This window comes from Streptomyces sclerotialus (genome assembly GCF_040907265.1).
GTDB classification, from domain to species: domain Bacteria; phylum Actinomycetota; class Actinomycetes; order Streptomycetales; family Streptomycetaceae; genus Streptomyces; species Streptomyces sclerotialus.
On the sequence record NZ_JBFOHP010000002.1, the window covers coordinates 3,634,966 to 3,658,025 of the forward strand.

Sequence of the window (23,060 nt, forward strand, 5' to 3'; positions counted from 1 at the left end):
CCACCAGCGTCGCACATATAGACCAAAAGTGCATATCGGACACTACCGATGCGCCCGCGCGCTCTCGTCCGCCGCGCCGCCGGCGCCCACCAGCCCGATCTTCATGCCCTCCAGCCGGTCGCCGAAGCGCTTGATCTCGCGCTGCCCGACCGACCCGATGATTCCGGGCAGATAACCGCGTATCGACTGCATGCCGCGCAGCCACCACTGGCCGTAGACGTGCGCGGAGCGGCGCTCGATGCCCGCCACGATCCGGTCGACGGCCGGGCCGAGCGGGTACGTCTTGTTCGACGGCCAGGGCAGCCGCTGGCGCAGCTCGCGCATCACGTCGTCCTGGTCGGCGCCGCGCACCATGTCGGTGTCGGTCCAGCTCAGGTAGCCGACGCCGACCTTCACGCCCTTGTACCCGACCTCGGCGCGCAGGCTGTGCGCGAACGCCTCGACACCCGACTTGGACGCGCAGTACGCGGTCATCATCGGCGCCGGGGTGATCGCGGCGAGCGAGGCGATCTGCAGGAAGTAGCCGCGGGACTCCATCAGGACGGGCAGGAAGGCGCGTCCGGTGACCGCGCCGCCGATGAGGTTGACCTCGATGACGCGGCGCCAGGCGACCGGGTCGGAGTCGACGAACGGGCCGCCGGTGGCGACGCCCGCGTTGGCCACCACCACGTCCACCTTGCCGAAGCGGGCCTTCACCTCCTGCGCGACCTGCGCGAGCGCCTCGTGGTCGGTGACGTCGGCGTACCAGTGGGCCGCCTCGCCGTGCAGGGAGGCGGCGACCTTCTTCAGCTCGTCCGGCTCCAGGCCGACCAGCGCGAGCTTGGCGCCGCGCGCCGACAGCTTGCGGGCCAGCAGCTCGCCGACGCCGCGCGCCGCGCCGGTGACGACGACGACCTGCCCCTCCAGGGTCCTGCGTCCGCTCATGCCGACTTCTCCTTCACTTCCCGGGCGCGCCGCGCCTTCGTCTTCGTCTTCGGGGCGAGCGCGGCCGGCTCCGGCACGGCCGCGGTCAGGTGGTCCCGCACGAGCTCGCGGATGCGGTCCGCGACCACGTCCGGTGCCTCGATCGGTGTCATGTGGCCCAGGCCCGGCAGCTCGGTCAGGCCCAGGCACTGCGGCAGGACGGAGGCCAGCCGGCGGGCGAGGACGATCGGGGTGAGCCGGTCGGCGGTGCCCGCCACGATCGCGGTGGGTATCTCCAGCCGGGCCACCTCGCCGGTCAGCTCCAGGCCCGCGAGCACCTTGCCCCACTGGGCGCGCACCCCGGTCGGGCAGGCGTGCACGATGCGGGCGCACGCCTCGATCTGCTCGGGGGTGGCGGCCGGGCCCATCGTGGCGTACTTCAGGACGCGCTTGCCGGGCGGCGTGACGGGGCCCAGCGGGGCGCGCGAGCCGAGGACCGCACGGTGGGCGAAGCGGCGCGCGCCGGGCGAGCGCAGCGGGATGACCATGGCCTCCGCGGCGAGTTCGGAGGCGCCGGTGCTGCACAGCAGGATCGCGGCGGCGCGCTCGCGCAGGCCCGGGCGGCGGGCCGCGGCCATCGCGGTCATGCCGCCCATGGAATGCCCGGCCAGTACGGCTCTCTCACCCGGCTCCAGCGTGGCGGCCAGCACGGCTTCGAGGTCGTCGGCGAGCGCGTCGGTGCTGTAGCCGCCGGGGCCCGCCGCCGGGCTGCGGCCGTGGCCGCGCTGGTCGTAGACGACGACCTTGTGCTCGGCGGCCAGTTCGCGGACGACCGGGGCCCAGAAGGCGGTGGAGCAGGTCCAGCCGTGGGCGAGGACGACGGCGGGCGCGTCCTCGGGCCCGTGGATCTCGGCGTGCAGCCGGGAGCCGTCGGCGGAGGTGACGGTCAGCTCGCGGCGGGCCGCGGGCGGGGCGTAGCGCCCGGTGGTGACGTACGGCGGGTGGCTCATGCGGCGGCCTCCACGGTCTTCCCGGCGTCCTGGGGCTCCTTGCGCGCGGGGGCACGCAGCACTTCGTACTCGGCCAGGTCCACCTGGCGGGTCACCTTGCGGAATTCGGCGGTGGTGCCGGGCCAGACCGTGGTATTGCGGCCGTTGGCGTCCAGGTACCAGCTGTCGCAGCCGCCGGTGCTCCACACGGTGCGCTCCATGCGCTTCTGGATGGCGGCGGACCAGGCGTGCACCGCGGAGGGGCGGGCGTCCAGGGCGATCCGGTCGCCGAGCAGGTCGAGCTGGCGCAGGTAGTCGACCATGTAGTTCAGCTGGGACTCGATCATGAGGATCATCGAGCTGTTCCCCAGGCCGGTGTTGGGCCCGATGATGGTGAGGAAGTTGGGGAAGCCGGCCGCGCTGCTGCCGCGCAGCGCCTCCATCCCGTCCTTCCACTCCTCGGCCAGCGTCGTGCCGTGGGCGCCGGTCACCCGCTGGGCGATGGGCATGTCGGTGACGTGGAAGCCGGTGCCGAAGATGATCGCGTCGACCTCGGTCTCGGTGCCGTCGGTGGCGACCAGAGTGTTGCCGCGCACCTCCTTCAGGCCGGAGGCGACGACGTCCACATTGGGCTTGGCGAGCGCCGGGTAGTAGCTGTTGGACAGCAGGATGCGCTTGCAGCCGATGGTGTAGTCGGGGGTGAGCTTCGCGCGCAGCACGGGGTCCTTGACCGCCCGGTGCATGTGCGCCTTGGCCAGCGCCTGGACCAGGCCCAGCTCCTTCGGCCGCTTGGTGAACGCGGAGACCTGCAGCTCGCGGATGCCCCACAGCAGCTGGCGGCGGAGCGCCCGGGTGGCGGGCACCTTGGTGTGCAGCCAGTGCTCGGCCCGGGTGATCTTCCGGTCCGCGCGCGGCATGACCCACGGGGGCGTCCGCTGGAAGACGGTGAGCCTGTCCACGGTGGGCTGGATCGCCGGCACGATCTGGATCGCCGAGGCGCCCGTACCGATCATCGCGACCCGCTTGCCGCGCAGGTCGTAGTCGTGGTCCCAGCGCGCCGAGTGGAAGACCTTGCCCTGGAAGCCGTCGAGCCCGGGGACGTCGGGGATCTGCGGGTCGGAGAGCGGCCCGGTCGCCGAGACCACCATGTCGGCGGTGAGCGCGCCCTGCGCCGTCTCGATCTCCCAGTACAGCTCCTCGGTGTTCCACCGCGCGCTCTTCACCTCGGCGTTGAACCGGAGGTGCGGCCGCAGTCCGAAGATGTCGGTGACCCGCTCCAGGTACGCGCGGATGTGCGGCTGTCCGGAGAAGTTCCGCGGCCACTCGGGGTTGGGCGCGAAGGAGAACGAGTACAGATGCGAGGGCACGTCGCAGGCGCAGCCCGGATAGCTGTTGTCCCGCCACGTGCCGCCCACCGAGCCGGCGCGCTCCAGGACGACGAAGTCGGTGATTCCCTGGCGGCGCAGCCGGACGGCGGCCCCCAGGCCGCCGAACCCCGATCCGATCACCGCCACCCGTACGTGCTCGTGCTCGCGCTCGGCCATGCCGCGCCTCCTGTGTCCGTACCGTCGACCGCTCCGAACCGCGCCAGTAATCACTGGCACAGTCGGAGAGTAGGGCAGGTCCGTACTGAGCGGTAGGGGGTGAGCGCGAGGAAGTTACCGGCGGTTGCACCTCCCGGAGCGGCCGGGCGCCCGGCATAGGGTGAAGCCGTGGAAGCGAACACAGGCACGGAGGACGGCCCGAAGGAACGCGAGTTCCGCATGTCCGAGCTGGCCAAGGAAGCCGGCATCACGGTCCGCACGCTGCGCTTCTACCGCGAGCGCAAGCTCATCCCGCCGCCCCGCCGCGAGGGCCGCATCGCCTGGTACAACGAACACCACCTGGCCCGGTTGCGGACGATCGCGGCCCTGCTGGAGCGCGGCCACAACCTCGGCGGCATCGCCCAGCTGCTCACCGCCTTCGAGAGCGGCCGCGACGTCCGCGAACTGCTCGGGCTGGACAGCAGCTCCCTGGTGGCGCCCTTCTCCGAGGAGACCCCGGTCCGCCTCACCCCCGAGGAGCTGGCCGACCACTTCAAGGACCACGTGACGGTCGACAACCTCGCCAAGTCCCTGGACATCGGCTACCTCGCCGTCGACGGCGACGAGTTCGTGCACATCAGCCGCCGGCTGCTGGACGCCTCCACGGACCTGGTCGCCGAGGGCGTACCGCTCGCCGCCGTCCTGGACGCCGGGCGCCAGGTGCGCGCGCACGCCGACGCGCTCGCCGAGCTGTTCATCAGGGTCATCCGCACCCACGTCCTGCAGGACCTGCTGGCCCGCGTGGAGTCCGGCGCCGGCCTCGGCCCGGACGAGCTGGCCCGGCTCGCGCAGACCATCGACACGCTCCGCCCGCTGTCCAAGAGCATCGTCGACGCCGAGCTCTCCATGGCCATGGACCGCGCCATCGGCGCCGAACTGGCCTCCTGGGCGGGCGGTCCGACGCCGCCCCCCGAGGGCCCGCCGGACAGCGACTGAGCCCGCCTCCGGCGCCTGCGCCGGAAACGGGCTCACCTCACCTCAGTGCGGTCGGCTACGCACCCGCCGGCCGGCCCACCGCGGGCTTCGCGACCTGGTGCTGACCGTGTCCCGGCTGGACTGCCGCCGGCTCGGTGGCCTGGTGGTGCCCGGCCTGGTGGTGCCCGGCCTGCGGCCTGACCGCTTCCGGCTCGGCGGCCTGGTGCTCTCCTGCCGCGGGCTCACCGGCCTCCGGCTTGGCGGGCTCCGGCTTCCCGGCCTCCGGCTTCGCCGCCTCCGGCTTGGCGGGCTCGGGCTTGGCGGGCTCGGGCTTGGCGGGCTCGGGCTTGGCGGGCTCCGGCTTCCCGGGCTCGGGCTTACCGGCCTCCGGCTTCCCGGGCTCCGGCTTCACGGCCTCGTGCTTCACGGCCGCCGGCTTCGCCGCCTCGGGCTTGGCGGGCTCCGGCTTCCCGGCCTCCGGCTTCGCCGCCTCCGGCTTGGCGGGCTCCGGCTTCGCCGCCTCCGGCTTACCGGCTTCCGGCTTCGCCGCCTCCGGCTTACCGGGCTCCGGCTTGGCGGCCGGCTGCTGCACCGGGTCCGGCTTCGGGGAGACCGCCTGCCGGACCGGGTTCAGCTTCCAGATCTGGCGCGCGCTCCGGTCCGAGCAGGGCTTCAGGGCGACGCGGTCACCCCTGATGCGGTCGATGACCTCGGTGAGGCAGTCCTGCCGGACAGGCGCGCGCAACTGGCTGCGACTGGGGTCCATGCCGGTTCTGCGGATCTGGTAGCCGTCGCCGTGCCGGGTGAACGTCCAGTCCGTCATGTGCTTCGCCGAGCAGGACGGGAACATCAGCTTGCGCGCCGGGCTGGTGCCCAGGCAGCCCTTCTTCGCCTCACTGCGCAGCTGGAACCGGTCGGCGTGCGGCTTCAGGCCGAACACATCGGTCTTGCCCTGGCTGCCGCAGGTGATGAGCGACAGGTCGAGCACGCCCTTGACCGCGCGCGGAGCGAGGCAACGGCCGTCGGCGGCGCTGGCGATGCGGAAGTCCCCCTTCGCCGGGGCCGCCGGCCGCTCGGCGGGGGCGCCCGAAGCGGTTCCCGCCTGAGCCAGCAGCAGCGCCGCCCCGGCCAGCACGCCGGATACGGCCTTGATCCTGTAGGGCATGTGCGTTTCCTCTCCTGAGTTGCCGCGACCGGAACCGGTGCACGGCATCAATGTCGACAAAACGCAACAAATCATGAGAACAGCAGATATGCCGACTAACACGCATGAGTGGGTGAAAGAAACGGCGCGCTGGAGTGCCGGACTCGGACACGCGAGTGAACGCCGGCGGGACCGCGCGTGCCGCGCGGTCCCGCCGTCGGATCAGAGGTCGTAGACCGCCGTGACCGGGGCGTGGTCGGACCAGCGTTGGTCGTAGGCGGCGGCGCGTTCGACGTAGGCCTTGAGGGCGCGGTCCGCGAGGCCGGGGGTGGCCATCTGGTAGTCGATGCGCCAGCCCGCGTCGTTGTCGAAGGCCTTGCCGCGGTAGGACCACCAGGAGTACGGGCCCGCGACGTCCGGATGGAGGGCACGGACGACGTCCCGGTAGCCGGCCTCGTCCAGGACGCGGGTCAGCCAGGCGCGCTCCTCGGGGAGGAAGCCGGCCTTCTTCTGGTTGGCCTTCCAGTTCTTCAGGTCGGCCTCCTGGTGGGCGATGTTCCAGTCACCGCAGACCACGACCTCGCGGCCGGCCGCCGCCGCCCTGCCCTTCAGCTCGACCAGGTACGGCAGGAACTCCGCCATGAAGCGTTCCTTCTCGTCCTGCCGGTCCGTGCCGACCTCGCCCGAGGGGAGGTAGAGGCTGGCTACCGTGACGCCCGGGAGGTCGGCCTCGACGTAGCGGCCGCTGGTGTCGAACTCGGCCGACCCGAAGCCCACCCGCACCTCGTCCGGCTCCCGCCGGGTGAGCAGCGCCACGCCGGCCCGCCCCTTGGCCGCGGCCGGCGCGTACGTGGCGAACCAGCCCTCGGGCGCCCGCACCCCCGCCGGGAGCTGGTCGAGCTCGGCACGCACTTCCTGCAGGCAGATGACGTCGGCGGCGGTCTCCGCCAGCCACGGCACGAAGCCCTTCTTCGAAGCGGCCCGCAGGCCGTTGACGTTTGCTGTGGTCACGGTGAGCATCCGGGCACGATAGCCGACCCAGGAGACACTCTCGCCTCGCGCCATCGGACGCACGTACGATTCCGGGAATGGAGATTCGTCCGGTTCGTTATGACCATCCCGACGCCGTCAAGCTCGACGAGCTCGTGCAGCAGGAGTACGTGCTGCGCTACGGCGACCCCGACGTGACGCCGCTCGCCCCGGAGATGTTCGTACCGCCGAACGGCATCTACCTGCTCGCGTACGAGGACGGCCGGCCGCTGGCCACCGGCGGCTGGCGCGCGCAGCACGCCGACGACGAGGGGCACGAGGACGGCGACGCCGAGATCAAGCGGATGTTCGTGACGGCCGAGGCGCGCGGGCGCGGGCTGGCGCGGCGCATCCTGCGCGCACTGGAGGACGACGCCCGGGCGGCGGGGCGCACCCGCATGGTGCTGGAGACGGGCATCAAGCAGCCGGAGGCGCTGGCGCTGTACGCGTCCAGCGGCTACCTCCCGGTGACGAAGTTCGGGCACTACCGGTTCCACGAGGAGAGCCGGCACCTCGGGAAGCCCCTGCACCCCTGAGGTGCGGCGGGCCCGACGCGGCGGGCCCGCCCTGCACGATCTCTGTTGACAGCGGCCCGGGCCGCTTCCCATACTCATTCCACTAATGAACTAGTGGAAGTAGGGAAGGGGGCCGGCGCATGAACGACCCGACGGAGCAGGGCGGCGGCGGATCCGGCGGCTGGGCGGTCGAGGCGCGCGGACTGGGCAAGAAGTACCGGCGGGGATGGGCGCTGCGGGACGTCTCGTTCCGAATCCCGGCCGGCCGGATCTGCGCGCTGGTCGGACCGAACGGCGCGGGCAAGAGCACCTTCCTCGGCACGGCCACCCGCCTGGTGCGGCCGTCCGCCGGGACGCTGGAGCTGTTCGGCGTGCCGGTCACCGACCCGGCCGTACTGCCCCGGTTCGCCTTCCTGGCCCAGGACAAGCCGCTGTACAAGCGGTTCACGGTGGCCGAGACGCTGCGCATGGGCCGCGAGCTGAACCCGGACTGGGACCAGGCGGCGGCGGAGCGGATCGTGCGGTCCGGGGACGTCCCGCTGACCGCCAGGATCGGGACCTTGTCCGGCGGCCAGCGCACCCGGGTCGCGTTCGCGCTGGCCTTCGGCAAGCGACCGCAGCTGCTGCTGCTCGACGAGCCGATGGCCGACCTGGATCCGCTGGCCCGGCACGAGCTCTCCGGGCTGCTGATGGCCGAGGCCGCGGAGCACGGCACGACCGTGATCATGGCTTCCCACGTGCTCCCCGAGCTGGAGGACATGTGCGACTTCCTGCTGGTGCTGACCGGCGGCCGGCTGCGGATGGCCGGTGACACCGACGCCCTGCTGCCCGCGCACACCGTGATCACAGGGGCCGCGGAGGACGGCGCGCTGCCCCGGGAGCTGGCCGCGGGCTGCACGGTCGTGGAGCACCGCGTCGCGGGACGCCAGTTCACCGCCCTCGTCCGTACCGACGTACCGGGCGCCGAGCTGCCCGCCGGACCGTGGGAGACCGCGTTCCCCAGCATGGAGGAGACCCTGCTCGGCTACCTCCGCGCCGCCGACGCGCCGCCCCTGATCACCGCCGCCGCCCGCACCGAGACCCGCCTGGAGGCGGCATGAGCACGCTGACCGGTACGAAGAAGACTGCGGACGCCGCCACCACCGGACGGGACCGCGGGCCCCTGCGCGGCATGGCCTGGCTGGTCTGGCGCCGCAACCGCGCCGCGTTCCTGCTGCTGGCCGCCGTCACCGTGGTGGTGTGCGCCTACTGCCTCTACCACCGCGCCGGCGTGCTGGACTTCGTCGCGCGGTACGGCAACGACGCGCGCTACGCCGAGAAGTTCGACGAGGCGTACAAGCCGGTGTTCGACCGCCTCTTCGCGCTGTCCGGCCTGCCCGCGCTCCTCGCCGTCTTCCTCGGCGCCCCGCTGATCTCGGGCGAGCAGGAGCACGGCACCGTACGGCTGGCCACCACGCAGTCGGTCACACGGACCCGCTGGATCGCCGTGACCGTGGCGCTGCCGATGCTGGTCGTCCTCGTCTGCACCACCCTGGTCTCCCTCGCCTTCACCGCCCTGTGGTCGCCGGCGAGCCGGCTGGTGAACTACGGCGACTGGCTCGGCGGGACCATCTTCGACATCACCGGCCCGGTGCCGGTCGCCACGGCACTGTTCCTCACCAGCTGCGGCATCGCCCTGGGCCTGCTCGTCCGCCGCGTGGTCCCGGCCATGCTGCTCACGCTCGTCGCCGCCTTCGGCACGTCGATCGCCTGGTCCTACCTCCGGACCCGCCTGGCCACCCCGCACTCGCTGACCGGCCCCGCCTCCGGCGACTACCCGGACATCCCGGACGGCGCGATCAACTTCGACCAGTGGCTGGGCACCGCCGACGGCCGCCTCCTGGGCTACGGCACCTGCGTCGACGCCAAGAACGAGGCTGCGTGCTACGCCGACCACGGCATCGTGCATAAGATCGTCGAGTACTTCAGCCTCGACCAGATGGCAGGCATGCAGTGGCGAGGGGCCGGTCTGCTGCTGGTCCTCACGGTGCTGTTCGTGGCGTTCATCGTGCAGTGGACCCGGCGGCGGCCGCTCTGAACAGCCACCACGCACATCGAGCGGAAAGGCGCTGACCATGGTCGAATTCCGCATCGACCGGCGCAGCGGGGTCGCCACGTACCTCCAGATCGTCCAGCAGGTCCGGCAGGCGCTGCGGCTGGGCACGCTGGTGGAGGGCGACCGGCTGCCGACCGCCGCGCAGGTCGCCGCCGCCACGAAGGTCAATCCGAACACCACGCTCAAGGCGTACCGGGAGCTGGAGCGCGAGGGCCTGGTCGAGCCGCGCCCGGGACTGGGCACGTTCGTGAGCCGAACGCTCGCCCGGCCGGAGTCCGAGGGCGACGCGGTCCTCCGGGCCGAGCTGGCGGACTGGCTGGACCGGGCCCGTACGGAGGGCCTGGACCGCGAGGACGTGGAGGCGCTCTTCGCCGCCGTACTGGAGAAGCGCTTCCCCAGGGCCTGAGAGCCCGGCCTCGGTGGGGACGGCGCCGGGCGCATCCTGCGAGCAGTGGAACGCATCGCCACCGACGGCCCCGCCCGCATCGCGGCGCTCGGCTGAGCCGGTAGCTGCTACGTGGCAGCCGCGGCCGGGGCGTCCAAGGTGCGGAGTACCTCTGCCGTGTGGTCGTCGAGCGGGAAGAAGAGTTCGATGGCCAGTTCGGAGAGGGTGACGTCGTTGGGGGCGCCGATGACGGCCATGGTGCTGAACAGGGCCAGTTCGCCGTGCGGGCTACGGAAGCGGAGGGGGACGACGGCCTCCATGGGGCGCGGTTCCGCGGCCCCGTGGGCGGGCGCGGGCGCCGCTTCCGGGAGGGCGTAGGCGCTCACCTCCTCGTGCAGCGCGCGCAGCTCCGGGTCGCCGGTGGCCTCGGCCTGGCGCTGCAGCCGCTCCAGGAAGTGGTCGCGCACTTCGGGGAGGTTGGTGCAGCGGGCGGCGAGCCCTTCGGGGTGCAGCGCGAGGCGGGCCACGTTGGCCGGGGGTGCGAGCAGTTCCGGGGGTGTGCCGTCGAGGAGGACACCCATGGCGGGATTGCCGGCGACGACGTTCCAGCCGCGGTCGACGACCACGGCCGGGTAGGGCAGGTGGGCGGTCAGCATCATGTCCAGGGCGTCGCGTACGGACCGCAGGACCTCGTCGTCCAGGGCGCTCTCCCGGTACGCGGGCGCGTAACCGGCCGCGAGCAGCAGCCCGTTGCGTTCCCGCAGCGGCACGTCGAGGTGGTCGGCGAGCCGCAGCACCATGGCGCGGCTGGGGCGGGCCCGGCCGGTCTCCACGCAGGAGAGATGGCGGGCCGAGCTCCCTGCGCGCAGGGCGAGTTCGAGCTGGCTGAGCCGGCGGCGGCGCCGCCAGTCGCGCAGCAGCGCGCCGACCCGCGGCCGGTCACCGGAGGCGGCGGAGGCGGCTGACCGGTCGGACACCGGTGCGGCAGCGGCGAGTCGGGCGGTCATGAGGCCGAGCCTAGCCGGGCCGGTCGCGGCGTCCATGACCTCGGAGGTCATTGCCCGTCTCACCCGCCCCTTGCCACCGTTCGGGACGTACGGATCGCCCGTACGCACCGCCGTAGGCCAAGGAGGCCCGCATGACCACGTCGACCTCGCCCTCGTCCCGCGCCGTTCCGGGCACACCGGGGAACCGCTCAGCGCGCGACGCCTCCTGGCTGCTGCGGACGGTGCTGCGGACCGACAGCCTCAGCACGGCCGCGTTCGCGGTGCTGATGCTGGTGGAAAGCGCGCTGACCGCCACTCCGCTGGGGCTGCCGCGCGGCCTGGCGGTGGTCTCGGGGTGCGGGATGATCTGCGGCGCCGTGGCGTTCCGGCTGCTCGCCCGGATGCCGGTGCTGCCACCCCGCCCGGTGGCCGGGGCGATCGCGCTGAACGCCGTGTGCGGCGCCGCGTTCGCCGTCCTGGCCTGCACGGACCTGGTCCCGCTGACCGGGTTCGGGCGGCTGTTCCTCGCCGCGGGCGCGGTGATCGTCGCGGTCTTCGCCGACCTGGAGTACGTCGGCCTGCGCCGCATCCGCCGGGCGGCGCAGGCCGGGGCCGGGGCCGGTACCCGCTAGCCGTCCCTGGACAGCCGCAGCGTGCGGATCTGGAACGGCCACAGGGCCAGGGCCACCCGCCCGCCGTCCGCCACGGTGTACGGGGGCGCGTCGGCGAGCGGCCGTTCCAGGAGGTCGGTGGCGTACGCGGCGGTCACCGGGAAGCCCGCCGTGAGCGTGGCCTCGGCCCGCCCGCCGGCCGCTTCGTAGAGCCGTACGACGAGGTCGCCGCCGCGGTCCTCGGCGAGCTTGACGGCCTCCACGACCACCGCGTCGTTGTCGACGTGCACCAGCGGCTCGACGTCCCGGCCGCCCCGCACCGTGCGCTCCGGCAGGTTGATCCGGTGCCCCTCGCGCACCGCGTCCAGCGTCCCGGCGCCGGGGACCAGCGCGTACCGCAGCCGGTGCCGGCCCTGGTCGGTCTCCGGGTCCGGGTAGCGCGGCGCGCGCAGCAAGGACAGCCGGACGGTGGTGGTCTGGCCGCCGTCGGCGCGCATGTCGCGGGTGACGTCGTGCCCGTACGTGGAGTCGTTGACCAGCGCGGTGCCCCAGCCAGGCTCCTCGACCTGGAGCCAGCGGTGCGCGCAGATCTCGAACTTGGCGGCCTCCCAGGACGTGTTGGTGTGGGTGGGCCGGTGGACGTGGCCGAACTGGGTCTCGGCGGCGGACCGGTCGGCCTTCACGTCCAGCGGGAACGCCGCCTTGAGGATCTTCTCCCGCTCGTGCCAGTCGACGTCGGCGGTCAGGTCCAGGACGGCGGCACCGGCGCGCAGGGTGAGGGTCTGGGTGACCGTGGAGCGCCCGAAAGCGCGCCGCACCTCGACGGTGGCCGCGTCCGGCCCGTCGGCGGTCAGCCGCAGCTCCTCGGCGCCGGTCAGGTCCGTCACCCGGTGCCGGTAGAAGGCGTCGAGGTCCCAGGCGTCCCAGAAGTTGGGCAGGTCGGGGTGGAGCTGGAGGAGGTTGCCGGGCCGGCCGGGCGCCAGGGTCTCGCGGCGGGCCCGCAGGTCGTACGCGGAGACCAGCAGCCCGTTGCCGTCGATCTCGGCACGCAGCAGGCCGTTCACGAGCGTCCAGCCGCCGCCCGGCCGCTCGGCCACGGTGACCTGCGGGTCCGCGGCGGTGGGCTGCGCGTCCGCCCCGGTGGCCTGCGGGTCCGCGGCGGTGTGCTGCGTGTCCGCTCCGGTGGCCGCCGGGCCCGCTCCGGTGGTGGCCGGGCCCGCCCCCATGGCCGCGCGAGCCGCGCCGCCGGCCGGTACGCCGTGCCGGGCGTGCGGCGCCGCGTTGAAGACGATCTCCTCGTCGCCGGGCCCGGCGAGCACCCGCCGCGCCCCGTCGGCGATGTCCCGCAGCTCGGCGTGGACCCGTGCGTAGGTCTCCCGGGCCTCGCGGTGCACCCACGCGATCGACGAGCCGGGCAGGATGTCGTGGAACTGGTGGAGGAGGACCGTTTTCCACAGCCGTTCCAGTTCTTCGTACGGATAGGCGTACCCCGGTACCCGTACGGCCGCGGTCGCCGCCCACAGTTCCGCCTCGCGCAGCAGCGACTCGCTGAAGCGGTTGCCCTGCTTGGTCTTCGCCTGCGAGGTGTACGTGCCGCGGTGCAGCTCCAGGTACAGCTCACCGACCCATACGGGCGCGGCGTCCGCGTACTCCTCGTGCGCCTTCTCGAAGAACGCGGCGGGGCGCTCGATCGTGACGCGGGGCGAGCCCTCCAGGTCGCGGCACCGCTCGGCGCGCGCCAGCATCTCGCGCGTCGCCCCGCCTCCGCCGTCACCGTGCCCGAAGGGGACGAGGGAACGGGTGCCGCGGCCCTTCTCGCGGTAGTTGCGCGCGGCGTGCGCCAGCTCGCGGCCGCTCAGCTCGGAGTTGTACGTGTCGACGGGCGGGAAGTGGGTGAAGACGCGGGTGCCGTCGATCCCCTCCCACCAGAAGGTGTGGTGCGGGAAGGTGTTGGTCTGGCTCCAGGAGATCTTCTGGGTGAGGAACCACCGCGCCCCGGCGAGCTTGACCAGCTGGGGCATGGCCGCGGTGTACCCGAAGGAGTCCGGTAGCCAGACCTCTTCGGTCTCGATCCCGAACTCCTCCAGGAAGAAGCGCTTGCCGTACAGGAACTGCCGGGCCATGGCCTCCCCGCCGACCATGTTGGTGTCCGACTCCACCCACATCCCGCCGACCGGCACGAACTGCCCGGCGGCGACCTTCTCCTTGACCCGTGCGAACACCTCGGGCCGGTGCTCCTTGATCCAGGCGAGCTGCTGGGCCTGGGACATGGCGAACACGAAGTCCGGGTGGTCGTCCATGAGGGCCGTCATGTTGGCGCAGGTACGGGCGACCTTGCGGACGGTCTCGCGCAGCGGCCACAGCCAGGCGGAGTCGATGTGGGCGTGGCCGACGGCGCTGAGGCGGTGCGCGGAGGCGTGGGCCGGCGCGGCCAGCACGGCGGTCAGCTCGGCACGGGCACGCGCGGCCGTGCCAGGTACGTCGTCGGTGTCGAGAGCGTCCAGGGCACGTTCGAGGGCGCGCAGGATTCCGTGCCGGCGCGCGTCGTCCTCCGGGAGCTCCTCCATCAGCCCGCCCAGCACCTCCAGGTCCTGGATCAGCTCTGCCACCTCGGGCTCGAAGACGGCAAGGTCCAGGCGGTGCAGGCGGTAGAGCGGGGCGTCGCTCGCGGTGAGCCGGTCGCCTTCGTAGGTGGGCCGCTGCACGTTGAGCACCGGGTTGGCGGCGGCCTCGACGTACAGCACGACCTCCTCCCCGCCGGCCACCCGGTCGCCGATCCGCACCCAGGCGTTGCGCGGGTTGAGCGCCTTCACCGCCGCCCCGTCCGCGCGGTACACCAGCCCCTCGCTCTGGAAGCCGGGCATGTTCCGCTCGAAGCCGAGGTCCAGCACCGCCTCCACGGTGCGGCCCGCCCACTCCTCGGGCACCCGCCCGGTGAGCCGGAACCAGCTGGTGCCCCAGGCCGGCCCCCAGGCGTCACCGGCGGCGGCCGGCGCGTACGGGGCGGCCAACCCCTCCGCGACCGGCACCGGCTCGCCCGGCGCGTCCCAGCGGCCCACGGTCAGCGGCACGGACGCGCTGTAGAGGGCGGGCCGGACGCGTTCGTCCAGGACGCGGCGGAGGCGGTGTTCCACGATGCTGCGGTCGTCGTGCATGCGGCGGCTCCGGTGGGAGGCGTGGGGAGACCCGGTGAGTACGGCCCTTCCTCCACCCTGCCCGGCGGGCGAGCCCGGTTATGCACGGCACGCCCGGCGTACCCGCGGCGGGCCGCCGTACCGTTTGGTCCACGCCATTAACCCGTGCGGCGGGTTTCCACATTGCGACGGACCGTCAGACGCGGTGGGGTCGCCCCTATGACAGCGCTCAAGGAACTGACCCTGCTCGGCACGGTCCCCACCGTCGTCGCCTCTGCCCTGGTGCTGACGGTCCCTCAAGGCACGGCGTCCGCCGCCGAAGCCGCCGGCGGCTGGACCCGGCCCCTCACCGCGCCGTACTACATCTCCTCGTCGTACGGCGTGCAGGGGGACTGGGCCGCGGGCCGCCACACGGGGGTGGACTTCGCCGTGGCGTCCGGCGCACGGGTGCGCTCGGTGGGCTCCGGCACGGTGGTGCTGGCGCGCCGCTCCGGAGCCTACGGAAAGGCGGTGACCGTTCGCATGCGCGACGGTCACTACATCGTGTACGGCCACCTCTCCAAGATCTCGGTGAAGCCGGGCCGCAAGGTGGGCGCCGGGACCCGGCTGGGCTCCAGCGGCGCGAGCGGCCGGGCCAGCGGCCCGCACCTGCACTTCGAGGTGCGCAAGGCACGTGGATACGGCAACGACATCAACCCGCTGAGGTACCTGTCCCGGCACGGCGTGCACATGAAGTGACGCGCCCAGGACACCGTAGGGATACCGGTGGTGAGCGGGTGCCGGCCGGGACCGCCGGGTTGGCCGACTTCCACCGGCGGCCGGCCGGCACGGTACACCCGACGCCTTCTCCGTTCGTCCCCGCGGGCCGACGGCCATTGGGCAGAGATATACACACCCGTACATGAACCTCCGACTATTACACCGGGCCCCGCTCATAAAACGTACTGCCGTTACCGGGCCCGGTGCGGAGAGGCCGTACCGGTCGTGGGCCTGGCCGGGCGGCCGCGCCCGGGAACCGGTGCGGCACCGGACGGGCCGGGTGGCGGCCGGCGGGCCGGGCCGTAGCGGCGCTCCGGGGCCGTGGCCGGCACCCCGTCGGCCACGGCCGGGCCCGCTCAGCATATTTACCCAAGGGATTTCTATTGCAGAAAAACATCAGCCTGTCGGCATTCCCGACGGCCGGAAAATAAAACCCGGATAACCCGGATGCCACGTTTCTTCACGCCGAATTCTTCGTTGACGGGGTATGCCTGAGACAACCATTCCGCGAATGCGTCGACTCGGTGGCTGGCGCCTGAGTTCGGCGGTCGCCGGTCCGGCCGGCGCCGGTCACCCGGACGTACGCCTGGAGCGTGCCGGGCAGTGCGTGAGGCTGGAGCACACCGGCGATCTGCTGGAGGTGCTGCTGTCGGCCCTCGACGGGCTGGAGGCCGCGCTGGGGCCGCGGGACCGCGCGGAGCGCGGGCAGCACATCAGACGGTAGGAGCCCACCGCCGGCCCCGGCCGCCCTGGCGGTACGGACCGGCCCCCGCCCCGGTCACGGTCCCATCGAAACCCCACGAGAGCCGACGTGTACGACACTCCCCAGGTCCCCTACCCGAGCGGCAACGGCTACCCGGAGGGCCCCGGCTACCCGGGCGGCCCCGGTTTCCCAGGTGGTCCCGGTTTCCCCGACAGCCCCGTTTTCCCCGACGGCCCCGGATTCGCCGACGGCCCCGGATTCCCCGACGGCCCCGGCGGCCCGGGCGGCCCCGCGTACCCGAACGGCGGCGACCACCCGAGCGGCGGCTATCCGGACGGCTCCGGCCGGCACCGGCTGCCGCGCCAGGTCACGGACGAGCTCGACTCCGCGCCGAGCCTCGCCGGCATGCCGCTCTTCCGTGACGAGATGATGCTCGGCAACACGGCCGACGGCTGGGACGCCGCCGTGGTGGAGGAGCTGGAAGGGGAGCTCGCGCAGCTCCTGGAGACGGCCGAGCAGCCCGTGGTGCCCCCGCGGGAGGTCGTGCCCCCGCAGCCCGATGCGCCCGAGCCCCCCGCCCCGGCCGTGCCGCCCACCCGGCACCGCAAGACGTCGTTCCTCCGCGCCCGCACCGCCACCTGGACCTGGCAGCGGACGCTGAGCCTGGTGTCCGTGACGCTGACGGCCCTGATCGTCATCGCGGTGAGCGTCCTCGGCGCGCTGGCGTCCTACCCCTCACTGCGTGCCCTGGCCGGCGGCGTCGCCCCGCGCCACATCGCCGACCTGTGGCCGCTGCTCATCTACGGTCCCTGGATCGCCGCCACCCTCTCCATCCTGCGGGCCCGCGCCTACCGTCGCCGTACCGCGCAGTCCTGGCTCGTCGTCATCTTCTTCGCGGCCGTCGCCATGCTGCTGTGCATCGCCAACAGCCCGACGACGCCGGCCGGCATCACCGTGGCCGGCCTGCCTCCGGTGACCGTCCTGCTCTGCTTCCACCAGCTCGTCCGTCAGCTGGACCTCTCCCCCGCGCCCGCGGTCGTCGCCCGCCACGCCCAGAACACCAAGGGCAACCACCGCCAGCGCGTGGCCTCCTGACCCAGCACTCCGGGCCGGCCCCGCTCCGGCCCGGACGGACACCTCACGAACGACCAGAGCCCCTGCCGGTGTTCCCGGCAGGGGCTCTGATGTCGGTGGACCTGAGGGGATTCGAACCCCTGACCCCCTCGTTGCGAACGAGGTGCGCTACCAGCTGCGCCACAGGCCCTTGCGACGAGTGAAACTCTAGCATCCATGTGGCCGTGCTCGGAAATCGCTTCCCGCGCTGGTCAGGGAGGGCTGCTCACTCGTTCGCCGCGCGCGGGCGGTCCAGCCCCTCGTCGGCCGGTGCGGCGTACTGGTCGAAGAGCGGGGTACGGCCGCGACGGCCGCCGGCCGGGCGCTCCCGGGCCGGCGCGTGCCGCGGATCGGCGTCGAGGGCGCCCGCGCCGGGCGCACCGGCACCGGCCGCCGGGCCCGCCGCGGCGCCCGGGGCCGTGCCGCCCGCTGCGCTGGAGCGGGCGGAGCTCCAGGCGTCGTCGGCACCCAGGTCGACATGGCCGCCCGCGCGCGGCGCCACGGGAGCGGTGACGTACGTCGGCAGTGGCACCGGGACCGGGTCCCAGCCCTCGCCGTCACCCCGTGGGCGCTGCCGGCTCGGCACGGGCTCGGGGCGCACCGGCTCAGGCGCGGGGGCGGCCGGATCGGCGGGGCTCTCCTCGGCGGGCGGGCGCGGGCCCGCCTGAGGAGGGCGGCCACGGCCCTCCCGGAGCCGTTGCGCGGCCGCCTCGGCCTCCCGCTGGTCCATCGTGAAGGCGAACCGGCGGCGCTCCTGTACGCGGAGGTACACGATGTACGCGCTCAGCAGGACGGCCGGGATGCCGGGCGCCCACAGGTAGGTGATGCCGCCGACCCCGGCGACGACCGCACCGAGGGTGAAGGCGAGGAAGAGCACCGTGATCGTGCGGCGGCGGCGCGCGAGGACCTTGGCCCGCTTCGTGCGCTCGGCGGACGAGGGACGCGGGTGCGGGATCTGCGGGTGGGCGGGGCCGTGCGGCTGGACTGCCGTGGGCGGGGCCTCGCGCTCCTGGGCGGCGCGGGCGTCCGCCGCGTGCGCACCGGGCGGGCGGTCCTCGTCCGCGGGCGTGCTTGCGGACCGGACGTCGGCCGCGTCGGCCTCGGCGTCCGGGTCCCGTTCCCCGCTCGCATCGTCGGTCGGGCGGCCTTCCTGCCCCTTGGCGTAGCGGCGTTCCATCGCCGCCCGCCCGGACAGGAGCCGGATGGCGGTGCTGAAGCGCTCCGTAGGACGGGCTTCATTGAGCTCGTCCTGCCTACGGAGCCACATCGGCACCAAGTAGGCGGCCCAGGCCCCGACGATGACTGCGTAGATGAGGCCGCTGCTGCTCACGCCTCACACGGTAGAGGGGTTTGAGCGGGGCCATCCGCCAATTGAGCCGGTGTGTCGCACGATCTGGCTGATATCTCGAACTTTTTTTGTGATTGTTGCGATCAACGCACTGCGAATGTGTCGAATTGATGGATTAATTCGAACAGATTTTTTATTTGTGGGATGTCCCTGAGGTGCCCGGCTTCTCCCGGTGCCACCGGGCGAGCAGCCCGCCCGGCACTTCCTCGGCCGTGAGCGCGAAAACCAGGTGGTCACGCCAGGCGCCGTCGATGTGCAGATAGCGCGGCCGCAGCCCCTCCTCGCGAAAGCCGAGCTTTTCCACCACCCGTCGGCTCGGCACGTTCTCCGGGCGAATGCACACCTCGATGCGGTGCAGACCGACCGTACGGAAGCAGTGGTCGACGGCGAGCGCGACCGCGGTGGGCATGACACCGCGCCCCGCGACGCCCTCGTCGATCCAGTACCCGATATGGCCCGAACACATCGATCCCCAGGTGATCCCGGCGACCGTCAGCTGCCCGGCGAGCCGGCCCCGGTACTCCACCACGAAGGGCAGCATGCGGCCCGCGTGCGCCTCGGCCCGCAGGTGCCGCACCATCTGACGGTAGGTCGGCCGCTGGACCGGCGGCGCGCCGGGCGGCGCGGGCGGAATGGTGGCCTCCCACGGGCGCAGCCAGTCGCGGTTGCGCCGGTTGACCTCCCGCCAGGCCCGCTGGTCGCGCAGCCTTATGGGGCGGAGGGCCGTGTCGCCGTCCGCCAGCTCCACCGGCCAGGGGGCGTTCAGTGCGTGCTCCCGGCCGGCCGGGGGTGGTCGCCGCCGTGGAGCTGGTCGACCGCGTGCACGAGGAGCCGTTCCAGTACGGCGAGGCCGTCCCGGACGCCGCCGGTGGAGCCGGGCAGGTTCACGATCAGCGTGCGGCCCGCGACGCCCGCCAGGCCCCGGGAGAGCGCGGCGGTGGGCACCTTCGCCAGGCCCTCGGCCCGGATCGCCTCGGGAATGCCGGGCACCTCGTGGTCCAGCACCCGGCGGGTGGCCTCCGGGGTGGCGTCGGTCGGCGAGATGCCCGTACCGCCGGTGGTGATCACCGTGTCGTAGCCGCCGGCCACCGCCTCGCGCAGCGCGGCCTCCACGGGGTCGCCGTCCGGCACCACCCGGGGGCCGTCGACCTCGAAGCCGAGCGCCGTGAGCGCTTCGGCGATGAGCGGGCCGCCCTTGTCGGCGTAGACCCCGGCGGCGGCGCGGTTCGAGGCCGTCACCACCATGGCCCGGTAGGGGCGCGACGGGCCGGCCTGGCCGCTCATGCGCCCGCCTCCGCGCTCCCGGCGGAGGCCGGACGCTCCGCGCCGCCCTCACGCGTCCAGGCGCCCGACTTGCCGCCGCTCTTCTCCTCCACCCGTACGTCGGTGATGACGGCGCCCTTGTCGACGGCCTTGACCATGTCGATCACGGTCAGCGCGGCGACCGTGACCGCGGTCAGCGCCTCCATCTCCACGCCCGTACGGTCGGTGGTCTTCACCGTGGCCAGGATCTCCACGGCGTCGTCGGCCACCGACAGGTCCACCTTCACACCGGAGACGGCCAGCGGGTGGCAGAGCGGGATCAGGTCGGGGGTGCGCTTGGCGCCCATGATGCCGGCGATGCGTGCCGTGGCCAGGGCGTCGCCTTTGGGGACGCCCTCGCCGCGCAGCAGTTCGACGACCCGCGGCGCGACGAGGACCCGGCCACTGGCGCGGGCGACGCGCGCGGTGACGTCCTTCTCGGATACGTCGACCATGCGGGCCGCGCCCGCCGCGTCGATGTGGGTGAGGTGTTGCTGGCCGCTGCTCATCGTTCTCCTGGTCCGGACCGTGCCGCGCCTGTGCGACGACACCGTACCCGCAGGGGACGGCCGTCACCCCGGCAGCCGGGTGCTACGAAGGCGCGGCCGGTCCGGACCGGCCGCGCTACCCGAGGAGGAGCACGTCCACCTCTTCCCCCGCGGAGATCTCGGTGACGTCCTCGGGGACCGCGATCAGGCAGTTGGCGTGCGCGAGCGCCTTGATGAGGTGCGAGCCCGCGCCGCCGACCGGGGTGACCGTGCCGGACACCGGGTCGTGACGGCCGCGCAGGAACTGCCGCTTGCCCTTGGGCGAGGAGGTGATGTCCTCGGTGCAGCGGGCGAGCTCGGTGAAGCGGTGGACGTCCTGGAGGCCCATCAGGGTGCGGATGGCGGGCCGGACGAACAGTTCGAAGGACACGTAGGAGCTGACCGGGTTGCCGGGCAGCGCGAGCAGCGGGGTGCGGTCAGGGCCGATGAGCCCGAAGCCCTGCGGCTTGCCCGGCTGCATGGCGAGCCGCCGGAACTCCACGCTGCCCTCCTCGCCGGAGAAGTCCTCCAGCGTCTCCTTGACCACGTCGTACGCGCCGACGCTGACGCCGCCGCTGGTGACGACGATGTCGGCCCGGATGAGCTGGTCCTCGATGGCGGCGCGCAGCGTCTCGGCGTCGTCGGCGACCGCGCCGACCCGGTACGCGATGGCGCCGGCGTCCCGGGCCGCCGCGGTCAGCGCGTAGCTGTTCGAGTCGTGGATCTGGCCGGGGCCCAGCGGCTCACCGGGCTGGACCAGCTCGCTGCCGGTGGCCATGACCACGACGCGGGGGCGCGGCCGTACGGTGACGGAGCCGCGGCCGATGGCGGCGAGCAGGGCGAGCTGCGGCGGGCCGAGGACCGTGCCGGCGGCGAGGGCGGGCTCACCGGCGGAGACGTCGCTGCCCCGCGAGCGTACGTAGGCGCGCGCCTCCACGGGGCGGTGCACCCGGACCTCGCCGCTCGCGCCCGTGGGGTCGGCGCTGTGGGCGCGCATCGTGGCGGCGGGGCCGCCGCCCGTGCCGCCGTCGGTCCACTCCACGGGGACGACGGCCTCGGCACCGGGGGGCAGCGGGGCGCCGGTCATGATGCGGGCGGCCTCGCCGGGCCCGACGGTGGGCAGGTCGCCGCTGCCGGCCGCGACGTCACCGACGACGGTGAGGGCCGCGGGGTACTCCTCGGTGGCTCCGGCGACGTCGGCGACGCGCACCGCGTAACCGTCCATGGAGCTGTTGTCGAAGGGCGGCAGCGCGACCGGCACGGTGACGTCCTCGACCAGGACGCAGCCCTGGGCGTCCAGCAGCTGGAGCTCGATCGGCTCCAGCGGGCGGATCTTGGACAGGACGTCGTCGATGTGGTCGGCCACCGACCAGACGCGGTCGTGGTGGCTGGTCCGGTCGGTGGTGGCGGTCAAAGCCCTACATCTCCTCGGTGACGTAACTGCGCAGCCAGGTCCTGAAGTCGGGGCCCAGGTCCTCACGTTCGCATGCCAGTCTGACAATGGCACGCAGGTAGTCGCCACGGTCTCCGGTGTCATAGCGGCGGCCCTTGAAGACGACGCCGTGCACGGGACCGCCGATCGAGGGGTCGGAGGCCATCACCTGGAGGGCGTCGGTGAGCTGGATCTCGTTGCCACGGCCCGGCTCGGTCTTGCGCAGCACCTCGAAGACGGCGGGGTCGAGCACGTAGCGGCCGATGATGGCGAGGTTGCTGGGCGCGTCGGCCGGGTCGGGCTTCTCGACCAGGTCGGAGACGGTCACGACGTCGTCGTCCCCCGTGGGCGCGGCGGCCGCGCATCCGTAGAGGCCGATCTGGGCCGGGTCGACCTCCATGAGGGCGATGACGGAACCGCCGTGCTCCTCCTGGACCTGGACCATGCGCTGCAGCAGCGGGTCCCGGGGGTCGATCAGGTCGTCGCCCAGGAGGACGGCGAAGGGCTGGTCCCCGACGTGGGGCGCGGCGCACAGCACGGCGTGGCCCAGACCGCGCGGGTCGCCCTGCCGTACGTAGTGCATCGTCGCGAGGTCGCTGGACTCCTGCACGCGGGCGAGCCGGGACTGGTCGCCCTTGCGGCTCAGCGCCTCTTCGAGCTCGTAGTTGCGGTCGAAGTGGTCCTCCAGCGGGCGCTTGTTGCGGCCGGTGACCATCAGGACGTCGGAGAGCCCCGCGGTGACGGCTTCCTCCACCACGTACTGGATGGCCGGCTTGTCGACGACCGGCAGCATTTCCTTCGGGGTCGCCTTGGTGGCCGGCAGGAAGCGGGTGCCGAGACCGGCCGCCGGGATGACAGCCTTACGGATCCGAGTACGCGATTCAGTCATGCGCCACACGATAACCGGAGCTATGTGACGCTTCATGATGGTCCGGCGAAAAGCGCATGAGAGTGGAGCAAGGGCGCACAGTGACCACCAACGACGCTAGGAAACGCGTGTTGCGGCAAGACCTCATCCAGGTGAGGAACTCGTTGCCTCTGGATGACGTGAAAGCGGCCGGATCGGTTCTGTCCGAGCGGGCGCTGCAGCTCGGCGAGTTGGCGGCGGCCCGGTCGGTCGCCGCGTACGTGTCCGTCGGCCGGGAGCCGTCCACCCGCCCGCTGCTGGACCGGCTGCGGGCGGCGGGGGTCCGTGTGCTGCTGCCGGTCCTGCTGCCGGACAACGACCTGGACTGGGCGGCGTACGAGGGCCCTGAGCGGCTCGTGAAGGCCGGCCGGGGGCTGCTGGAACCCGCGGGGCCCCGGCTCGGCCCGGAGGCCGTCACGGAGGCGGGAGCGGTGCTTCTGCCGGGGCTGGCGGTGGACCGGCGGGGGCTGCGTCTCGGCCGCGGCGGCGGCAGTTACGACCGGGTGCTGGCGCGGCTGGAACGCGCCGGCGTCACGCCCGCGCTGGTGGTGCTGCTGTACGACGGCGAGGTGCTGGAGGAGGTACCGGCCGAGGCGCACGACCGGCCGGTGCAGGCGGCGGTGACGCCGTCGGGCGTGCACCGCTTCGCGGCGCCGCCCACGGAGGGCTAGAACGACGGT

24 protein-coding genes and 1 tRNA gene are annotated in these 23,060 nt (G+C 73.2%); 11 read left to right on the forward strand and 14 right to left on the reverse strand.

The window, feature by feature from the left end; all coding sequences use genetic code 11:
* Positions 1-42 precede the first annotated feature (42 nt).
* The 3 genes from AAC944_RS15995 to AAC944_RS16005 are packed head-to-tail and all read right to left on the reverse strand — an operon-like array spanning position 43 to position 3,436.
* Positions 43-924 (reverse strand): SDR family oxidoreductase, encoded by an 882-nt coding sequence (locus AAC944_RS15995; protein WP_030617266.1) that lies wholly within the window; start codon positions 922-924, stop codon positions 43-45.
* Positions 921-1,913 (reverse strand): alpha/beta fold hydrolase, encoded by a 993-nt coding sequence (locus AAC944_RS16000; protein WP_030617264.1) that lies wholly within the window; start codon positions 1,911-1,913, stop codon positions 921-923. Before AAC944_RS16000 ends, AAC944_RS15995 begins: the two co-directional genes overlap by 4 nt.
* Positions 1,910-3,436, reverse strand: coding sequence for a flavin-containing monooxygenase (locus AAC944_RS16005; protein ID WP_030617262.1), 1,527 nt, complete (start codon positions 3,434-3,436; stop codon positions 1,910-1,912). Before AAC944_RS16005 ends, AAC944_RS16000 begins: the two co-directional genes overlap by 4 nt.
* Positions 3,437-3,655: 219 nt before the next feature.
* Between AAC944_RS16005 and AAC944_RS16010 the strand changes: the two genes are divergently transcribed.
* Complete coding sequence (locus tag AAC944_RS16010) at positions 3,656-4,411, forward strand: MerR family transcriptional regulator (protein WP_051871940.1); 756 nt, start codon at positions 3,656-3,658, stop codon at positions 4,409-4,411.
* A gap of 55 nt (positions 4,412-4,466) precedes the next feature.
* Here the strand turns inward: AAC944_RS16010 and AAC944_RS16015 are convergent, their stop codons facing one another.
* Together AAC944_RS16015 and AAC944_RS16020 are read right to left on the reverse strand one after the other, a co-directional pair.
* On the reverse strand, positions 4,467-5,555 hold the full coding sequence (locus tag AAC944_RS16015; protein ID WP_030617255.1) for a hypothetical protein: 1,089 nt from the start codon (positions 5,553-5,555) through the stop codon (positions 4,467-4,469).
* Positions 5,556-5,756: 201 nt separating this feature from the next.
* Positions 5,757-6,554, reverse strand: coding sequence for an exodeoxyribonuclease III (locus AAC944_RS16020; RefSeq protein ID WP_030617252.1), 798 nt, complete (start codon positions 6,552-6,554; stop codon positions 5,757-5,759).
* A 68-nt stretch (positions 6,555-6,622) separates the two neighbouring features.
* Between AAC944_RS16020 and AAC944_RS16025 the strand changes: the two genes are divergently transcribed.
* The 4 genes from AAC944_RS16025 to AAC944_RS16040 all read left to right on the forward strand — a co-directional run bounded on the left by AAC944_RS16025 (position 6,623) and on the right by AAC944_RS16040 (position 9,579).
* A complete protein-coding gene (locus AAC944_RS16025; protein WP_030617249.1) occupies positions 6,623-7,099 on the forward strand; it encodes a GNAT family N-acetyltransferase in 477 nt (158 codons plus the stop codon).
* Positions 7,100-7,218: 119 nt separating this feature from the next.
* Positions 7,219-8,178: an ABC transporter ATP-binding protein gene (locus AAC944_RS16030; RefSeq protein ID WP_030617246.1), complete on the forward strand. Its 960-nt coding sequence runs from the start codon at positions 7,219-7,221 to the stop codon at positions 8,176-8,178.
* A complete protein-coding gene (locus AAC944_RS16035) occupies positions 8,175-9,155 on the forward strand; it encodes an ABC-2 membrane transporter-related protein (RefSeq protein ID WP_030617243.1) in 981 nt (326 codons plus the stop codon). Before AAC944_RS16030 ends, AAC944_RS16035 begins: the two co-directional genes overlap by 4 nt.
* 37 nt (positions 9,156-9,192) lie before the next feature.
* Positions 9,193-9,579, forward strand: coding sequence for a GntR family transcriptional regulator (locus AAC944_RS16040; protein ID WP_030617240.1), 387 nt, complete (start codon positions 9,193-9,195; stop codon positions 9,577-9,579).
* A 107-nt stretch (positions 9,580-9,686) separates the two neighbouring features.
* Here AAC944_RS16040 and AAC944_RS16045 read toward each other — a convergent pair whose 3' ends face one another.
* A complete protein-coding gene (locus AAC944_RS16045) occupies positions 9,687-10,565 on the reverse strand; it encodes a helix-turn-helix domain-containing protein (protein WP_063759975.1) in 879 nt (292 codons plus the stop codon).
* Positions 10,566-10,696: 131 nt separating this feature from the next.
* Here AAC944_RS16045 and AAC944_RS16050 point away from each other — a divergent pair, with 131 nt between their 5' ends.
* Positions 10,697-11,176 carry a hypothetical protein gene (locus AAC944_RS16050; protein WP_051871913.1) on the forward strand — a complete coding sequence of 160 codons (480 nt, stop codon included), beginning with the start codon at positions 10,697-10,699 and terminating at the stop codon, positions 11,174-11,176.
* Here the strand turns inward: AAC944_RS16050 and AAC944_RS16055 are convergent.
* Positions 11,173-14,310, reverse strand: a complete 3,138-nt coding sequence (locus AAC944_RS16055; RefSeq protein ID WP_030617230.1) for an alpha-mannosidase — start codon at positions 14,308-14,310, stop codon at positions 11,173-11,175. The two genes, AAC944_RS16050 and AAC944_RS16055, sit on opposite strands and share 4 nt — an antisense overlap.
* Before the next feature lie 198 nt (positions 14,311-14,508).
* Between AAC944_RS16055 and AAC944_RS16060 the strand changes: the two genes are divergently transcribed.
* From AAC944_RS16060 to AAC944_RS16075, 4 genes are all read left to right on the forward strand, one after another.
* Positions 14,509-15,027 (forward strand): M23 family metallopeptidase, encoded by a 519-nt coding sequence (locus AAC944_RS16060; RefSeq protein ID WP_030617226.1) that lies wholly within the window; start codon positions 14,509-14,511, stop codon positions 15,025-15,027.
* Positions 15,028-15,057: 30 nt separating this feature from the next.
* Positions 15,058-15,354: an ABC transporter ATP-binding protein gene (locus AAC944_RS16065; RefSeq protein ID WP_196943067.1), complete on the forward strand. Its 297-nt coding sequence runs from the start codon at positions 15,058-15,060 to the stop codon at positions 15,352-15,354.
* A gap of 205 nt (positions 15,355-15,559) precedes the next feature.
* On the forward strand, positions 15,560-15,772 hold the full coding sequence (locus tag AAC944_RS16070; RefSeq protein WP_030617225.1) for a hypothetical protein: 213 nt from the start codon (positions 15,560-15,562) through the stop codon (positions 15,770-15,772).
* 87 nt (positions 15,773-15,859) lie between these two features.
* Positions 15,860-16,846, forward strand: coding sequence for a DUF2637 domain-containing protein (locus tag AAC944_RS16075; RefSeq protein ID WP_368397205.1), 987 nt, complete (start codon positions 15,860-15,862; stop codon positions 16,844-16,846).
* A gap of 96 nt (positions 16,847-16,942) precedes the next feature.
* Here AAC944_RS16075 and AAC944_RS16080 read toward each other — a convergent pair.
* The 7 genes from AAC944_RS16080 to galU form a co-directional block, all read right to left on the reverse strand.
* Positions 16,943-17,015, reverse strand: a tRNA-Ala gene (locus AAC944_RS16080).
* A gap of 75 nt (positions 17,016-17,090) precedes the next feature.
* Positions 17,091-18,194, reverse strand: a complete 1,104-nt coding sequence (gene sepX, locus AAC944_RS16085) for a divisome protein SepX/GlpR (RefSeq protein ID WP_030617219.1) — start codon at positions 18,192-18,194, stop codon at positions 17,091-17,093.
* A gap of 151 nt (positions 18,195-18,345) precedes the next feature.
* Positions 18,346-18,978, reverse strand: coding sequence for a GNAT family N-acetyltransferase (locus tag AAC944_RS16090; protein ID WP_030617619.1), 633 nt, complete (start codon positions 18,976-18,978; stop codon positions 18,346-18,348).
* Complete coding sequence (locus AAC944_RS16095) at positions 18,975-19,496, reverse strand: MogA/MoaB family molybdenum cofactor biosynthesis protein (RefSeq protein WP_030617216.1); 522 nt, start codon at positions 19,494-19,496, stop codon at positions 18,975-18,977. The genes AAC944_RS16090 and AAC944_RS16095 overlap by 4 nt, the downstream gene beginning before the upstream one ends.
* Positions 19,493-20,023, reverse strand: a complete 531-nt coding sequence (moaC, locus tag AAC944_RS16100) for a cyclic pyranopterin monophosphate synthase MoaC (protein WP_030617213.1) — start codon at positions 20,021-20,023, stop codon at positions 19,493-19,495. Before moaC ends, AAC944_RS16095 begins: the two co-directional genes overlap by 4 nt.
* A gap of 115 nt (positions 20,024-20,138) precedes the next feature.
* Positions 20,139-21,455 (reverse strand): molybdotransferase-like divisome protein Glp, encoded by a 1,317-nt coding sequence (gene glp / locus AAC944_RS16105; protein ID WP_030617211.1) that lies wholly within the window; start codon positions 21,453-21,455, stop codon positions 20,139-20,141.
* Positions 21,456-21,459: 4 nt separating this feature from the next.
* On the reverse strand, positions 21,460-22,362 hold the full coding sequence (galU, locus tag AAC944_RS16110; RefSeq protein ID WP_030617209.1) for a UTP--glucose-1-phosphate uridylyltransferase GalU: 903 nt from the start codon (positions 22,360-22,362) through the stop codon (positions 21,460-21,462).
* 56 nt (positions 22,363-22,418) lie between these two features.
* On the opposite strand from galU, the gene AAC944_RS16115 reads away from it, so the two are divergent.
* The gene (locus tag AAC944_RS16115) at positions 22,419-23,051 is read left to right on the forward strand and encodes a 5-formyltetrahydrofolate cyclo-ligase (RefSeq protein ID WP_196943065.1); all 633 of its coding nucleotides are present in this window, start codon (positions 22,419-22,421) and stop codon (positions 23,049-23,051) included.
* The last annotated feature ends 9 nt before the right edge of the window (positions 23,052-23,060 follow it).